Origin of the sequence: Rhodohalobacter sulfatireducens (genome assembly GCF_022012475.1) — a bacterium.
Lineage (GTDB): Bacteria > Bacteroidota > Rhodothermia > Balneolales > Balneolaceae > Rhodohalobacter > Rhodohalobacter sulfatireducens.
Genome location: NZ_JAKLWS010000005.1, coordinates 99,763 through 116,617, shown reverse-complemented (window position 1 = coordinate 116,617; position 16,855 = coordinate 99,763). Strand labels below are relative to the sequence as shown.

General features: G+C 40.7%; 13 protein-coding genes and 1 riboswitch. Of the genes, 2 read left to right on the top strand and 11 right to left on the bottom strand.

Translation table 11 applies throughout. From position 1 onward, the window contains the following. Window positions 1–190: 190 nt before the first annotated feature. The 8 genes from L6773_RS05990 to L6773_RS05955 form a co-directional block, all read right to left on the bottom strand. Window positions 191–1,255, bottom strand: a complete 1,065-nt coding sequence (locus L6773_RS05990) for a DUF6588 family protein (RefSeq protein ID WP_237852956.1) — start codon at window positions 1,253–1,255, stop codon at window positions 191–193. A 114-nt stretch (window positions 1,256–1,369) separates the two neighbouring features. After that, window positions 1,370–2,284, bottom strand: coding sequence for a ribosome small subunit-dependent GTPase A (gene rsgA, locus L6773_RS05985; RefSeq protein ID WP_237852955.1), 915 nt, complete (start codon window positions 2,282–2,284; stop codon window positions 1,370–1,372). Between the two features lie 155 nt (window positions 2,285–2,439). Beyond that, on the bottom strand, window positions 2,440–3,378 hold the full coding sequence (locus L6773_RS05980; RefSeq protein WP_237852954.1) for a Brp/Blh family beta-carotene 15,15'-dioxygenase: 939 nt from the start codon (window positions 3,376–3,378) through the stop codon (window positions 2,440–2,442). A gap of 55 nt (window positions 3,379–3,433) precedes the next feature. Then, window positions 3,434–4,213 (bottom strand): bacteriorhodopsin-like, encoded by a 780-nt coding sequence (locus tag L6773_RS05975; RefSeq protein WP_237852953.1) that lies wholly within the window; start codon window positions 4,211–4,213, stop codon window positions 3,434–3,436. Between the two features lie 247 nt (window positions 4,214–4,460). Beyond that, window positions 4,461–7,001, bottom strand: coding sequence for an endopeptidase La (lon, locus tag L6773_RS05970; protein WP_237852952.1), 2,541 nt, complete (start codon window positions 6,999–7,001; stop codon window positions 4,461–4,463). Between the two features lie 155 nt (window positions 7,002–7,156). Next, window positions 7,157–8,587 (bottom strand): DUF5723 family protein, encoded by a 1,431-nt coding sequence (locus tag L6773_RS05965; RefSeq protein WP_237852951.1) that lies wholly within the window; start codon window positions 8,585–8,587, stop codon window positions 7,157–7,159. Window positions 8,588–8,702: 115 nt separating this feature from the next. Next, window positions 8,703–10,994 carry an ATP-dependent helicase gene (locus L6773_RS05960; protein ID WP_237852950.1) on the bottom strand — a complete coding sequence of 764 codons (2,292 nt, stop codon included), beginning with the start codon at window positions 10,992–10,994 and terminating at the stop codon, window positions 8,703–8,705. Between the two features lie 189 nt (window positions 10,995–11,183). Beyond that, window positions 11,184–12,509, bottom strand: coding sequence for a glycerate kinase type-2 family protein (locus tag L6773_RS05955; RefSeq protein WP_237852949.1), 1,326 nt, complete (start codon window positions 12,507–12,509; stop codon window positions 11,184–11,186). Between the two features lie 177 nt (window positions 12,510–12,686). Beyond that, window positions 12,687–12,917, top strand: a riboswitch (cobalamin riboswitch). Between the two features lie 117 nt (window positions 12,918–13,034). Between L6773_RS05955 and L6773_RS05950 the strand changes: the two genes are divergently transcribed. Then, window positions 13,035–14,942 (top strand): TonB-dependent receptor plug domain-containing protein, encoded by a 1,908-nt coding sequence (locus tag L6773_RS05950; RefSeq protein ID WP_237852948.1) that lies wholly within the window; start codon window positions 13,035–13,037, stop codon window positions 14,940–14,942. Between the two features lie 60 nt (window positions 14,943–15,002). After that, the gene (locus L6773_RS05945) at window positions 15,003–15,713 is read left to right on the top strand and encodes a Dph6-related ATP pyrophosphatase (RefSeq protein ID WP_237852947.1); all 711 of its coding nucleotides are present in this window, start codon (window positions 15,003–15,005) and stop codon (window positions 15,711–15,713) included. 108 nt (window positions 15,714–15,821) lie between these two features. Here L6773_RS05945 and L6773_RS05940 read toward each other — a convergent pair whose 3' ends face one another. The 3 genes from L6773_RS05940 to L6773_RS05930 form a co-directional block, all read right to left on the bottom strand. Then, window positions 15,822–16,214 carry a type II toxin-antitoxin system VapC family toxin gene (locus tag L6773_RS05940; RefSeq protein ID WP_237852946.1) on the bottom strand — a complete coding sequence of 131 codons (393 nt, stop codon included), beginning with the start codon at window positions 16,212–16,214 and terminating at the stop codon, window positions 15,822–15,824. 2 nt (window positions 16,215–16,216) lie between these two features. Further along, a complete protein-coding gene (locus L6773_RS05935; RefSeq protein ID WP_237852945.1) occupies window positions 16,217–16,492 on the bottom strand; it encodes a hypothetical protein in 276 nt (91 codons plus the stop codon). Between the two features lie 146 nt (window positions 16,493–16,638). Next, window positions 16,639–16,851 (bottom strand): hypothetical protein, encoded by a 213-nt coding sequence (locus L6773_RS05930; protein WP_237852944.1) that lies wholly within the window; start codon window positions 16,849–16,851, stop codon window positions 16,639–16,641. Window positions 16,852–16,855: the final 4 nt, after the last annotated feature.

Below are 16,855 nucleotides of genomic sequence, written 5' to 3'. Positions count from 1 at the left end.
GACAAAAATGTCTCAGTGAAATGGGGCATTTTTCTAATCCAGCCAATATTTGAAAGGGGAAAACTGCCTAAAAATCTCTCTATAATTGAAGGTTTGAGTCGAAGTTGTGAGAGGCGAAAAAATCTCAATGCAGGCAATGAGAAAACACTTTGAGCAGGTCTGAATAACCTTTCAATTCTTCATGGTTTTATCAGGATCTGATCATAATACCAACACTTGCCCTTAATGTAGAATATTCGGCTACTGTATAACTGGTTGAGATGGATATAAAACCCAACTTTAATCGTAGTCCGCCCAAACCATGAATTTCATTTGCACCATCTAATGTAATGTTAATAGGCACTGATAAACTTTGTATTTGGTGTGTGGTACCACCGGGATTAGTACCATCAGGATGGGGGATAACAACTGGATAGGGGCCTTTCGTTGAAATATCTGTTGATGAATGCTGATACCCAACTCCACCAAAAAGGGATAGAATAGAGAATCTTTTTCCAATAACCAGGTTGGTGGTAAATGTGTTTGTATCAAAGTTTATGGCTTGTCCTTCCCATTCCGAATCCGGATAATCATTTTGGATATGATCATCTTCTGGGGGTAAAACTTCGAATTTAGCATTTGCACTTAAGTCCATCATGCCGGCCTGGATGGACAAATCAAAAGGAAGTCGATCATTAAATAAAAGTTGGTTCAAACCTATTAAACCACCAATACCGAATATTCGCACACTGTAGTCATTATCAATTACCAATTCCGGTGAATATCTGAGTGTGGCCTGCGTATGACCGGGAAGTCCAAGGCTAAATTGTGCCATAGGAGCCGGAACAAGATGGTAACCACTGCCTTTGGGCATATTAAATGAAAATATCTCTTCATTCAGTTGGTTCGAGTCGTTGAAGTCGGTACTGCCGAGTCTGCTTGTTGCTGTATCATCACCGAATACTGTTGGGGTTTCCGAGGGGCCGTCAAGCAATTGCACAGCGTTCAAATTGAGAGTTGATACATCAAACGAACGATCATAAACCGGCACAAATGAAGCTGAGACAGAAACTCGGAGATCAAAACCAAATGTTTTTAAAGGTCGTGCAGATGTAAACCAACCGGAATTCAAATCAGCTCCAAAACCACTGCCGAAAGGTTTTAGGTACTCAGTCAATAATACTTCTGCATCTTCCGATCCCGCACGAAGAATTTCACCTGCATTGTCAACCTGAGAGTAGGCCGGATTATAAATCAGGAATGTCAAGGGAAGCAAAAAAATGTATACTCGTTCTAAACCGCTCTTGATTTTGAACCTGCTTAAAATGGATTTACAATTCATAGTTACAGAAAGAAATTAAAAAAGCTGTTCGAATTAATTTCTTATAGTTCAGTAATCAGGAAGTGTTTCCAAAATATTGAGATAGGAGTGATATCTGTCTGGATCGATTTTGCCCTCCTCAAAAGCCTCTACTACACCGCATTTTGGTTCGTGAAAGTGGGTACAGTTATAATATTTACAATGCTCTCTGGGTTCTCTCATTTCAGGAAAATACAGCGATAACTCACTTTTTTTGATGTTAACAATTCCAAATTCGCGAATGCCCGGAGTGTCTACAATGTATCCGCCAGATGATAATGCAATGAGCTTGGCAAAGGTTGTGGTATGCTTTCCTTTGTTTGAATAGCTTGAAATCTCATTAACTTTAAGGTCGATATCCGGATCTATGGCATTGAGTAAACTTGTTTTTCCCACTCCAGAGGGACCAATAAAAACTGATGTTTGATTTTTGAGTTGATCTGCTAGCTGCAGCAGGGATTCTTTATCATGAATAGAAGTGCTCAAAAATTCATAGCCTAAATTTTCATAGAGCTCACTTTTATCTTCAAGTAATCGCAGATCTTTTTGATTGGCTAAATCTTTTTTGTTGATAATAATACCTGCCGGTACTTCATATGCCTCGCAGGTCACCAGGAACCGGTCAATAAAGCCTGTATTGAGTCTTGGTTTTCTTATGCTTTGCACAACCCAGGCTCTATCCACATTTGAGACAAGTATCTGTTCACCTCGGCGGCCATGTGTAGCCTCTCTTGGTATATAATTCTTCCTCTCTTTGATTTCGCGGATGATTCCCGTTCCGTCGTTTTCCGTTTCAAAATCCACATAATCACCAACTGCTATGGGATTGGTAACCTCTTTGGCGTCGAGCCGAAACTTTCCGGGTAACCGGGCTTCGATGGTGTTATCATCAGCAGTAATTTTATACCACTTACCGGTTGATTGTATAACTCGTCCTTCTTTCAATAAGTTTAACGTGTAGTTGACAGTAGCAAAATTAAAGTTAAAGGATGATAGTCTTAATTAAAAAGTAAACCGAGGGCTTTATTTACAATTTAGATTTGCGTTATCGAGCAATTCGTACAAAGTCTTTGAATGTATTTTCAAAATCGTAGGATTAATTATCCTAAACTACTCGATCTGGAATACATTTTTTCAACAATAAGCATGTGAGGGAGTGTTAACACACTTATAATGATAAACAGTAATGAGACAATTTGAAGCTCGAACTGGTAAGTTTGGCTTATCCAATATATCAAGCCAATACCTATAAGTGTTATTAGATTGAGAGGGAGGGCTTTTAAATAAAATGATTTTAAATTCATTTTTATTCCAGTTTTCTCAAAATAGGACATCATTTCTTTGACATGACCGGCTGAATGCCACAGGCCGAAATAAATTGCAAAGGCAAGTATGGGGTTCACAATCAAAAAGAGTGCAGCCACTATGAATGCATCAAACAAAATGTAGATAATATCACTTGCCTGAAACTTATAATACATCAGCGTAGCAGTTTGTATTACCAGGTACTGCAGAGGCAGAACTGCAAGTAGGGTATTATGGATTGAAGCACCGGAGATTTGTTCAAGGATATTGATACCTGTTAAATCTAAAAGAATGGGTGAAGTGTACTGAAGATCACTGATAATTATTAGACCCATTATCATACTCCCACGGGATAGAAACAATAATCTCTTAATGTTCTTATTAATATCTAAATGTTCGAGGTCTGCCTGACCAAAATGATAAATGGTTAAAAACGCAAATACGAGAAAACCTGACAATGGATTTATTATCCATATTGATGTCATAATAGTCATCATGACCAAATAATAGATATAAAATTTAGCTTGATCGGAAATGGTCTGTGATAAATTATACAGTTTCGAAGTTACAATATGATCGATGGCGCCATGTGGAATTCCAATTAAAAGAAGACATAGACCCAGAACAGGGTACTTGACACTATCGGAGTAAGCCGGATATGTAAGTTCCAGAATAATCGATAGGATTGCAGCTGTAATGGCAACTGCTCTTAAAGTTGTTCGTTTATCTTTCATAATAAAATATCACCCGCATTGGAAAGCGGGTGATAATTTTTAAGGGATCTTTTTGTTACGCAGCTGAAAGCTGATAGCCTTCATTTATAGATTTCTCACGGGCAATGGCGTAAATCATAACACCATATCCTGCTTTGGCAAGAACGTCGGCAATGGTGTAACCAACCTGAATGGCAACTATAGATTCGCTACCTGTGAGTCCGAAAAATGGAGCCATATAAACAATCGGATAGAAGCCCCAGGTAAAAATTAATAATAAACGAATATTTCTGAAGAGAACACGAACTCTTTCGGGTTGTCCCTCCATAGCTTTGCCTAATTCACCGAAAAGAATCCAGAGAATATAAATAAACGGAATTGTACTGAGGAATCCCCAAAGTCCTCTTTCTGAAAACATGCTTTCGGCCCCAAGTAATTCGCCGGGGTATCCTAAGCCAATCATGAGTGTAGCCGCAATAACAAGCTTTGTAAGCATCGGTCCACTTTTTTCGCGCGATAGGTTTAAAACCAATACAAGCTCAACCAATAGGAGGGGTACCGTCAGTAGCCAATCAACATACCTGTATGCATCGTTGAAAGGTTTACCGCTGGCCACATAATTTCCGGTTTCTGAAATCATAAATGCGTCTGCCCAGCTTCCTGTAATCCTAAAGTAATGGTAAGCTGCAATACCCACAACCAGCGTAGATACAATTAGCGATATCCTGTATTTCGGAGCTACTCGATGTTGCGCCAGGATAAAGAATAAACCTGCAGCTAACATCGATGCAATTGTAAAGGAGAGCATATTGTATACCAGTGAATACTCTCCGAAAGTAAGAGAAGATAATTCCATAATTACTCGTTAGTTTAATGAGAATTTGAAGCAACATAATGTTACTATTTGGCTCAAAAACCGTGCGAGCATAGCTTGCGTTCCAAATTTCAAAAAAAATTGAAAATTATGAAATTTGGAATTATTTGCGGCTTAGTGTGTGTTGTGAGAAGTTTTGGAGTTAATGAATCCTCAAAATATTTGTATTTGATACATGTTGAGGATCAAAAAAAAGCCCCTGTCAGAAGGGGCTTTCTTTTTTATTTTTTTATTCCATTACGAGACTTTCTTTGCTGGTGTCTTTCGTTTCTCCAGACGATCCATTTTGAGATTTATATTTGTCAGAGACATTAAAACGTTCATGAGGATCTGATACAGGTTCATCATCCAGTACAATATCCAGTAGTGGATCCATTCGTTCGAGATACTGAATCTCCAAATCCCCCAGAATGTCGGTTTCAATCTCATCAACATCTTTCTCATTTTTCTTTGGAAGGAGTACTTTTTTAATACCCGATCGTTTGGCTGCCAGCACTTTCTCTTTAATTCCACCAACGGGAAGTACCAGGCCACGCAGTGTTATTTCACCGGTCATTGCTAAGGTTCCCTTCACTTTACGCTGTGTAAAGATGGATGCAATAGCCGAGAAGATCGAGACACCTGCGGAGGGTCCATCTTTTGGTACGGCGCCTTTCGGCACGTGAATATGAAGGTCCCAGTATTTGAATGCATCTTCAGGGATGTTCAATCTTTCGGAATGTGCCTTCAGGTAAGAAAGTGCAAGCATGGCAGATTCTTTCATCACATCACCAAGTTGGCCTGTAATATGGAGTTTTCCACTCCCTTTACTAACGCTCGCCTCAATAAAGAGGATATCTCCGCCGTATGGCGTCCATGCAAGGCCGGTAGCTACACCGGGAACAGTTGTGCGTTCGGCAATTTCTGAGAAGAATTTCTGCTTGCCGAGGATATCCTGAACATCGTTTACGCCGACACTCATTTTTTCAATATCATCCTTGGCTATTTGTGCTGCTACGTTTCGACAGACACCTGCAATCCTGCGTTCAAGATTACGAACGCCGGATTCACGAGTGTATTCATCGATAATTTTCTCAATGGCAGCTTTGGAAATTTTGATTTGATCTTTCGTCAAACCATTTTCTTCAATCTGCTTCGGAATCAGGTATTTTCTAGCAATCTCGATCTTCTCTTCCTGCGTGTAACCACTGATATTGATAATCTCCATTCGGTCTCGGAGTGGTGCGGGAATGGTCTCCAGCGAGTTAGCCGTGGCGATGAACATCACCTTGGAAAGATCATACTCCAGTTCTAGATAATTATCCGTAAACGAATCATTTTGTTCAGGATCGAGAACCTCCAGAAGAGCAGATGTAGGATCACCCCTAAAGTCAGAGCCAACCTTATCGATCTCGTCAAGCATCATGACCGGGTTGCCTTTACCTGCTTTTTTCATCGCACGCAGAATACGGCCTGGAAGCGCACCGATGTATGTACGCCGGTGGCCGCGAATTTCTGCTTCATCGTGTATACCGCCGAGGCTAAATCGTTCAAACTCCCGATCCATAGCTCGGGCAATAGACTTACCTAAAGAGGTCTTACCCACACCGGGAGGGCCATAGAAGCACAGAATTGGAGCCTTCATATCCTCTTTCAATTTGAGGACAGCCAGGTACTCAATGATTCTTTTTTTAACCTTCTCGAGACCGTAATGATCTTCATTAAGAATTTTTTTAGCTCTTTTCAGATCAAGCTTGTCATCAGAATAGTCTCCCCATGGAAGATCCAAAATCCATTCCACGTAACTGTGGATTATTCCATAGTTCGGGGAAGAGTTCGGAGTCATTTCAAGACGCTGAATCTCTTTCTCAGCTTCCTCAACAACCTCATCAGGTATGTTTTTCTTGGCTTCAAGGCGGTTGCGAAGTTTAGCAATATCCTGCTGCTCGCTGTCTTCGCCAAGAGCTTCCTGGATCGCCTTCATCTGCTGGCGAAGGTAAAAATCGCGTTGTTGATCGTCGATATCCGTTTTTACCTTGGAACGGATCTCTTCACTTAAGTTAAGAACCTGGAGTTCTTTGTTAAGGTGTTCCATCACCTTGTCAAGACGGTCAGAGAAATTTATGATCTCTAACAGGTCTTGTTTCTCGGCGAGTGATACCTGCAGGTTTGAAGATATAAAGTTCAACAAGAATGTGGGACTCGAAATATTGTTGATAGCAATCGAGGCCTCAGACGGAATATTCGGTGAGAGGTTTACAATCTTGGAAGCAGTCTCCTTCACAGAGCGCATCGAAGCATCCCGCTCAATCCCGCTGAGATCCATATTTTGTTGTACCGGCTTCACATCAGCTTTAAAAAATGGATCTGATTGAGTGAACTGCTCAATTTCAAATGTGCTTTTTCCCTGGATGACAATACTTTTGCTGCCATCCGGCATTTTAATCAGTTTCAGAATCTGAGCAACCGTCCCGAGTTGATAAAGATCCTGGGGATCGGGGTCTTCAACCGATTCATCTTTCTGAGCGACAACACCGATCGTTTTATCATTTTCGTACGCTTCCTTCACCAATGCAAGCGAACGATCTCTTCCAACTGTGATTGGAACGACTACCCCAGGAAACAGTACAGTGTTTTTGAGAGGAAGAATTGGAAGACTATCCGGAATTTCAGATTCAGTCAGTTTCTTTTCCTCCTCTTCACTCATCAGAGGGATTGCCTGTTCAAAATCGTCAAAGCCTTCGTTTTTGTCTTCAAATGCCGTCTGAAATCTATTTCGTTGTTCAAACATATAAAGTTGAGTGGATTAATATTTTTTTCTTATCTATTCCTATATCGGCAAAATGAAAGCCAAAAATTCTATTGGTACCAGAACGTCAGAAGTTACTTAAGGGTTCTGCCAATTTGTGAGTGCTTACTTTTTTTATGACAGTTGGACAGTACTGTTTATTGTAAATAGAATTTCAGCCCCAAGAAAGACATTCCTAAAACTTCAGAGGTAGGGCCTGCATTCCGGCTTTTAAGCAGGACTGACATATTCAGATCGATGTGTTTTGTTTCCAAACCGGTACCGAAGCTATAGTAGCCAGACATATTTTGAGCGAACCGGGTTCCGCCGCGAATAGGCAGAAAAGGAAAAGGTCGCAACTCGATGCCTAAATAGCTTGCTAAACCAGAATGGTTAAAAGGTGTTTCCGAGAGTGAGTAGCTAAAATCGCCCATCAATTTTATTCGCTGATATTGAAAAAGCGCACCAGCCTGGATGGACGTAGGAAGAAGCACCTCATAAGGATTTTCATTTTGAGATGACTCAGTCAGGTTTGAGAATTGATCAAACTGAGAGAGGAAGAAATAGTGTTCATTCAAAGCACCATTAAACCCTGTTTCTGAAAGAGGACCGAATTCCGAAGTGGAACGTTCTATGGATTCCGAATTGAACGCAAAGGGCTTTTTATACTGATATACAGCTCCCAAATCGGTGATGGAGAGTCCAATTCGAAGAGATTTCTCAGTAGGTTGATTTTGTTGTCTTAGAATGGAAAGATCGTCACCAAACGTAATGAGATAAGTCACACCGATATCCAGGCCAAATCCGATCCCGGCTGGTTTCATTAAATCACGGAATGCATCGTTTGATTGAGATGGAAGTATGCCGTTATTTAAAAATTGCCTGCCATAATTCGATAAAACTCCAGAAGTTTGCTGAGTGTATTCGAGCTGATGAGCCCAGGATGATGATTCGGAATTCTTCGTATAGTAATTTTTAAAACCGGCATCCATCGAAGCCCCTGACACCACTATTTTCGGTGCAATGCCAATGATAAACTCTGATAGCTGGGGCAGGAGGCCATTCAGAAAGGTGAAAGATTCAGCATATCCAAAAGAGAATTCATGAAATACTTGTGATTTTTGGAAAAAGGACCGGTCTAGTATCATATCCGTATCTTTTTCAACCGGTGTCAGTGAAAAAAGGCCACGACCGAGTTCATAACGAGATGCATAGCGCGTGCGTAAGGCAACGGCATAACTTCGTTCGGGTCGTACCCACTTCAGACCCAGCCAGTAAAAATCAGCTTCAGTTAAAAATTCCCGGCTTGTGCTATTCCTTGGATAATTTCGATCGAGGAGAGTTTCAAAATCCCCCGGTCCCAAATCCGTCACGGTTGACTCACTATCAAAGAAACTGGTTTGATTCTGGAAGTTGTCCCAACGATCCATTGAGTTTGAAACAGGGAGTAATGTATCGTGATAGAGTCCACCCTGGAGAAGTGAGATTTGAATCCGATATGTTTTCTCCTGGATATACAGGTTTGCAGGGTTCACAAACAGAGACTCAAATCCTGTTAAGTAAGCCGTACCACCACCTCCAAGTGCCATATTCTCGGTTGTCAGAGAAATTTGTGAGTGAGAGGATTTTGGGATCACAAACACAAATAGTAGTAAAAGAAATAAAAAAATGTACTTTTTTTGCAGGATCAGCACTCGGAAATCCCTATTGGTTGAGGACTTGTAACTTGGCAGCGCGAAGCATCAGGGTTTTTTGTCCCCTGTTCTTAAAAAATACAACAACTCTCGAGTCTTTTCCTGTTCCGCTTCTGCGAATTATTTTTCCGGGACCGAAAGTTGGATGCATCACATGAGTCCCCGCATGAAAGGGATCATCATCATATTCATATTGAAAATCGCCGGTGGAGGATTTAGAATTCTTAGACTGTAGGGGTTGCTTCCAATCATATTCAATTTTTTGATCGTAAGATGATGACTCATTCGTTGACGAATTCTTACGATCTTTTTGTCGAATAGTAGAACCGGATTCGGTTCGAACAATTCCCGGATCTACTTCATCCAAAAAACGAGATCGTGCCTGTCGATGCTCTTCCCCGAAGCGGTACCTCATTTTACTGAAACTGAAAAACAGGTGCTTTTCAGCCCGTGTGATTGCCACATAAAACAACCGTCGTTCCTCTTCGGTATTGGCTTCTTCACCATCTCGCGGACCCATTGGGAAAAGGTTCTCTTCTAATCCCACAATGAATACAGCTGGAAATTCCAGTCCCTTAGAGGCGTGGACAGTCATCAAGGTCACAGCCGGTTTATCCTCATCATATTTATCCGTATCTGTAATTAAGCTGATTTCCTGCAGAAAGTTAGCAAGATTTGGATTACTGTTATTTTGTTGGAAATAGGCAATAGCATTCTGAAGTTCGAGCACATTGTCTCTTCGAGTTAATGCTTGTGCACTATTTTCTTCAACCAGGGCTTTCATATACCCGCTCTGTTCCATCATTTTTTTCGTCACTTGCAGGATTGATGTGCCTGATTCGAGTTCATTTCTCAGGTTATTAATCATTTCAACGAACTCGCCAATTTTTGCTTTTGCCGGCTTGTATAGATCAGCCTCTTCAACATTTTGAATGATATTCCACACTTTTCGACGCTCTTTCCTGGCTTTTTTGAGGATATCATTCAGTGTTTTGTTTCCAATTCCCCGGCTCGGTTCATTGATAATTCTCAATAACGCCTGTTCATCTTCAGGATTCACAAGGAGCGTGAGGTATGAGAGTACATCCTTAATCTCTTTTCTCTGATAGAAGGAAAGTCCACCCACTAACTGATAAGCAATTCCTTTTCGCCGAAGTGCCTCTTCAAAAATCCTGCTCTGGTAATTCGTGCGATATAAAATTGCAAAATCGTTGTTTTGATAACCGTGTTGGAGCTTCAGGTTATTGATGTGATTAACAACCCTATTTGCTTCATCACGTTCATCAAAATTTTCAAGAAGAGTTACAGTGTCACCTTCATCGTTATCCGTCCAGAGTGTTTTTTCGATCTGTTTCTCATTTTGTTTTATAACTGAATCGGCGCATTGCAGGATATACTTTGTAGATCGATAGTTTTGCTCTAATGGTACCTCTGTAGCATCTTCATAATCATTCTTAAAATTTAGAATATTGGCAATATCGGCCCCGCGGAATGAATAAATACTTTGTGCATCATCGCCAACTACACAAATATTTTCATATTTATCCGCTAACAGCTTTGTCACTTTATATTGGGCATGATTGGTATCTTGATACTCGTCAATTAAGATATGTTTGAAGCGATCCTGGTACTTCTCCAACACATCCGGATGTTCCTGGAAAAGCTGAACCGGGCGAATCAACAGATCATCAAAATCCATCGCATTGGCCTGCATCAACCGGATCTGGTAGATCTCATAAATTTTTGCGGTGATATCATCCAGCGTACTGTGAACAAATCGTGACTGATAAGCACCGGGCAGAATCAGTTGATTTTTAGCATCGCTGATTTTACGATGAATGGTTTTCGGTTTGATCTCCCTCGGATCATAATTCAACTCTTTTAAAATGAGTTTGATAGCGTTCTGTGAATCAGTCGTATCATAGATTGAGAAGTTGGAATCAAAGCCAATTTTTTCAGCCTCAAACCGGAGAATTTTAGAAAAGATGGAGTGAAACGTCCCCATCCATAAACCGGAAGCTTTTTCACCAATCAGGTTCTGAATTCGCTCCTGCATTTCCCGAGCGGCCTTATTTGTAAAAGTCAGGGCTAAAATCTGTTTTGGCAGAGCATGGTGCTGCTGCAGGAGATATGCAATACGGTATGTCAAGACTCGAGTCTTCCCGCTACCGGCACCGGCAACAATCAAGAGTGGACCATGGGTATGAGATGCGGCTCGCCTCTGTTGTTCATTTAAATCCTTAAGAAAATCCGGCGGTGATTTTGGTTTAGATGACTCCGGCTGTAGCGTAAATTTTTGCATGAAATGTATGTAGCTTCGTATTGACTTCTGAAGTGTGTAAAACTACGAAAACTTACGGAAGGGTGAAGGTGGAATTTAAAACTATTACCGAAGAGACATTTTATTTTTCTTACCACTGAAAAGAATCGTTACCGACAATAGTTTCTGAATATATTTGATCTTTCAATCTACTGGAAAAAATACAATGTCTTATCCCTCCTCAATCAACAAAAGCTGAATATCCATCACATTATTTCCGGTGGGGCCAGTTTTGATATGTCCGCCAGCTTTTTCGAAAAAGTGATAACTGTTGTTATTGTCAATGAATTGGTCAGGATCTATTCCATTTGATTTTGCGTCTTGATAACTATTCTGATCAACCACTGCTCCTGCCATATCTGTGGGTCCGTCAATTCCATCCGTACCGGCGCTCAGGAATACGATCGATTGGTTAAATTCTTTGAGTTGTTTCGCCATTCGAAGAGCAATCTCCTGGTTTCGTCCGCCAAGTCCATCTCCGGTGACTTTTACCGTACTTTCACCAAAAAATATGAGTGCTTTTTTTCCTGAATTATCCTTGAGCTTTTTTTCAAGTTGATTCATAATGTGATCTTCAAATTCATCAACCAAACCCGACCATGTCGGTTCAATCAATGTGGTTTTATATCCATCTTGAATCAACATCTCTTTGGTTTGATGAGCTACCTTCGAAGCAGAAGAAACTATCCACTGTTGATGATTTCGAAGATCTTCTGTTTGAAGTGATCTTCCATTTTGTGCCTCGGCGTCCATTTTGTCTGCCAAATGATTTCTGACCTCATGGGGCAGATCATTCCAGACCATATATTTTTTCAGGACTTTGAAAGCTTTGTCGTAAGAGATCTCTTGCGGCGTGGTTGGTCCGCTTCCGATTGAGGCGAGTTCGTCATTCGGAACATCAGATATAACAAGATCCAACAGTGTGACATCATTAAAATAAGAAAGTAATCGCCCCCCTTTAACATCAGAAAGAGTTTTTCGAACGGTGTTCACTTCATGGATGTCTGCACCGGACTCAAGCAATATTTTATAGGTTTTCTGAAAATCCTCGATACTTAAATCATCATTGGGTTTGCAAAGCAGTGCAGAAGTTCCACCGGAAAGCAGATTGATCACAATCGAATCGTAGGGGATTTCTTTGATCAGAGAGAGCAATCTTTTTGTGGCATTTTCGCTATCCTCATCCGGCAGAGGGTGCGAGCCCTCCATCATCTCAATTTTCGAGGGTGATGTTTCTGTACCAGGCGGAGCAATAATGAAACCTTTCTCAAGATCCGGCCCTAAAATTTGTTCTATAGCTAATGCCATTGTAGGAGAAGCTTTTCCGGTCCCGATCACATAAATTTTCTGATCATCATTCAACTCAAACTTTTCATCATATACAGAAAGTACTCTGCTTTCTTTATTCCACTGAACAACATCAGGAAGAAATTCTCTTGGATTTACATTCTTCAAGACTGATTTAAAAAACTGAATAGCCTGTTGTTTCGGGTCCATCGTTGATGCTTTATCGTTTAAAATTGAGAAATCATCCGATGAGTCAGAAAGCTTTCATGTGTAAACTTTGACCTGTGTACTCATCAGATGACTTGTTTCAATGATGCCTACTAAATAAACGAAAATCAAAAAGAAAACAGTCAAAAAGTATTGTTGACTTCCGCTAATAATCAGCTTACCATGAGTTTAGCAACAGGTACCCGATTTATGATCGGGTTGAAAAGGGAATCCGGTGCCTTGTCTTCTGAATCCGTCGGCTGACGGAGAAGGATGGGAAATCCGGAACTATCCCCGTAGCTGTAAGCTCAATTATTGCTGGCCTTACGATGCCACTGTCCAGGCGGTTCGGGACGGGAAGGCAGCCAGCATTGAGTAAGTCAGAAGACCTGCCTGTTTGCCTTTAATTATTCAGGCTTTCGGAGGAAGAGCCGGGAATAGAGAATCATGTATGAAGATTCTATATATCCCCAACCTTTTTTCATCGGAAGCTCATCGGTTTAATTTTAAATACATTTATAAAAAACCATGAGCAAACAGTTCATAACTCTAGTAATTGGGGCTTTTTTGTGTGCCTCTTCACTTCAAGCACAAACCACATCTCAACAAGCGGATACAACTCTTCAATTTGAGGAGATCGTAATCCAAGCTTCTAAACTTCCCATTTCACCCCGGGAAACATCACGTCCTGTTACAATTATCGACCGGAAAGAGATAGAGGAAAGTTCGGGAAGTAATCTTGCACAATTGCTGCATGAGCAGAGTGGTATACGAATCAATAATTCGCAGGGCTCACCGGCAAATAACCAAGACCTTTTTTTACAAGGTGCCAGTACGGAGTATACGTTAATTTTATTGGATGGCGTAGCGGTCAGTGATGCGTCCGGGATTGGCGGTGCCATTGATTTGCGACTTTTGCCGCTTCAAAATGTAGAGCGGATTGAAATTTTGAAAGGAAATCAATCCACTTTATATGGCTCTAGTGCTCTTGCCGGGGTGATCAACATTATCACCAAAAGCACTTCAGAAAGCACCTTTCAACCCTCTGGGACTGTTGAATACGGAGCCTATAATTCGTTTAAAGGAGCGGGTGATATCAGCGGATCTGTGAATGATGTGCTTAGTTATTCGTTAGGATACAATCATAAATCGAGCGATGGTATCAGTGCGGCGGCTACACCCAAAGGTTCAGACACTTTTCAAAACGATGGGTATTCACAAAATTCCTTCTATGTGAATGTGGCGATTGAGCCGGTAGAAGGATTGAAAATCAAACCATTTGTAAAGTATTCAGATTTTGAAGGAGATTACGACGCAGACGCCTTTGTGGATGCTTCCAATACATTTACAAATAACATGTGGAATCCCGGATTACAGGCAATTTTTGAAAGTGGTGATTTCAATATCAACTCAACCTATTTGATTACAGAGACCGAGCGCATTTTTTCGAGTGAATTTGGTGAGACAGCACTTGACGGGCGCTTTCAAAATTTCGACACATTCTTGAATTACCGTTTTAATCCAACCCTGAATATCATGGCCGGGATAAACTGGCAGGAGGGGCTGAGACCGGAAGATGAAGAGAATCAAATCTCAGAAATCTCCACTTCGTTTACCAGTCCCTATGGCACTCTACTCTTAGACGCGGGTAATGGATTACGTGCTGAAGCCGGATACAGGGCGAATATCCATTCCGAGTATGGTACAAATTCAACCTACAGTTTTTCCCCGTCGTACCAGATCAATAATAGTTTTAAACTTTTTGCTTCGATCGGTACCGGCTTTAAAGCGCCAACAATAGATCAGCTTTTTGGTCAGTTTGGTGCAAATCCGGACCTGGAGCCGGAAGAGAGCCGAAGCATCCAGGTGGGATTTGAGACTTACCTGTTAGATCAAAGTTTAAAAATCGAGACTCATTACTTTGATCGTGAGATTGACAATCTAATTGCATTCACTTCAAACGGATATATCAACCGGGATCGAGTGGAAACCCAAGGGGTTGAAATTCGAACAAACTGGCTTGCTACAAATGATTTAACGCTTGGCGCTTTTTATAACTACTTGGATGGAGAAACAATTACACTGAATGATGCGGGCGCTGAACAGTCCAGTATTGGTTTGATTCGATTGCCAAATCATAATTTTGGCCTGAATGCATCGTATCGTTTTGAAAATGGATTGTTGGTTAAAATTGATGGAGAGTTTGCCGGTGATCGGACCGATCTGTTTTTCAACCCCGCCAACAATTATACCTCCGAGGAGGTAAGTTTGGATTCATATGTGATTGCAAATTTATATGCCGAGTATGCGGTTTTTGATCGTTCATTTACAATTTTTGGAACTGTTCGAAACCTGATTGATTCAGACTTTACTGAAGTCTATGGGTATAACACCATGGGACTACATGCTAGGGCAGGAGTTCGGTTTACATTGTAATTTCTAAGATCCGCGAAGTTTCAGATACTTCGCGGATCTTAAACTTTAACTAGAGAATGTTTGAACATTAGTTCATCCAAATATAAAACGATTCTAAGCTGGAGCGGCGGAAAAGACAGTGCGATTACTCATCAAAGATTGTTGAAGAATAATCAGTATTCTGTTGAACGGTTGTTAGTTTCAGTGAATGAATCAACAAAACGTGTTTCAATGCATGGCGTTCGCGTGGAATTGATCGAGAGGCAGGCTGAGATTCTCGGTATACCAATCACTTACCTGAAGCTTTCTGCAAGTCCATCAATGGATGAGTACAATTCCCTGATGGAAAAGCAGATGCACAACTTAATGGAAGAGGGTTTCACTCATTGCGCATTCGGAGATATTTTCTTGGAAGACCTAAAGAAGTACAGAGAGAAGAATTTAGAAAAGGTTGGAATGAACGCACTTTTTCCAATTTGGGGAGAAGATACCGATAAGCTTGCTCACTCATTTATTGACGACGGATTCAAAGCTATTTTTGCCTGTGTCGAAAAAAAAAAGTCAGTTTCTGATTATGTAGGTGAGACATATTCAAAAGAGTTTTTGGATGAAATGACCGCAGAGATCGATCCATGTGGTGAAAATGGAGAATTCCACACATTTGTGTTTGGCGGACCAATTTTTTCTGAATCAATTCCACATCAAAAAGGAAAGATTGAGGATAAGGAGTATCCATCACCAAAAGGAGAGGGGAAGATGGTTTTTCGATTTTGTGATTTGGTTCTTGGTTAAGTCTAAACATGGTATGTCTGGATAAAGCCTCTGAAACAGATCGGATCAATCATTTAGTAGTCTAACCTGTAATTCATTTTAGCAAGAGACATACCATGTTTTTCATGCCTAAACCTCCCAAATTTCACATGGCTGGGATTCAAGTATCCTGCGATCATGCGTGGCAAGAGGATATTTTGCCAGGAGTGAAGTAGCGGTAATCAGTCTATCGGCCGGATCAGCAGGAAAGTCAGTCGGTAAATTTCGTTGTGCAAGTACAACGTCGATATCTACTGGTAAGATACTTATAAATAACGGGTTGGTGGCTTCGCGAATCCATGTTTGAAAGTTCGGCTGAAGAGATATTCGTTGTTTTCTTTCAAGCATTTCCGTCTCCCAAATCGTTACCCATGAAATTGAAAGTTCCTGTTTAGAAGCTTTAATATCGAGTCCTTTCATTTCTTGTGATGACAAATTTCCATCCCCCAATAACCACCAAAGCCAGATATGTGTATCCAGCAAAATCAATCCTTTTTGGGTTCATTCACACCAATAGAATGATTCCAATCGGGTCCGGAATATCCCTCGAAACCGGAATCGGAGGGGGAGAGGTTAGAAGCAGAACCTTTTCCTCGCAACTTTTCCCAGGGAGCTTTGGATATTTTCGGTGCAGAAGTGGCACTGTCAAATTCATTTTCGAGACTTCGAATGAAGAGCTCTTTCAGAGTAATATTCTCCTGGATAGCCTTCATTTTGGCTTTTTTCAAAATTTCATCCGGTAAATCAATCGTCGTTCGCATAAATACATATTAACATATATACATATTAATGCAAAATAAGAAGTCCGAAAAGAGTATTTGATCTATTTCCTGGAGAAAGGTGATCAATTTTCCTTTTTGATCAGGTGTAGAACTACTTTGGGATTAATTTTAGGAGAGAACTAAAGCTACAAATTTTTGGCAAAGTGATAACCTTCCCAATAAGCTTCACCAACTGCATTCCAATCAATAAATGCAATTGAAATGACAATAAACAGAATTGCCATCGGAACCAATATCTTCCTGTGTTCTTTAAACTTTTTGAAAGGACTTATCAACAGGAGTATAACACCACTTATAAGTGACAGGTCCAGAAAAATTTCAAGAATAAAATCAAACATGATG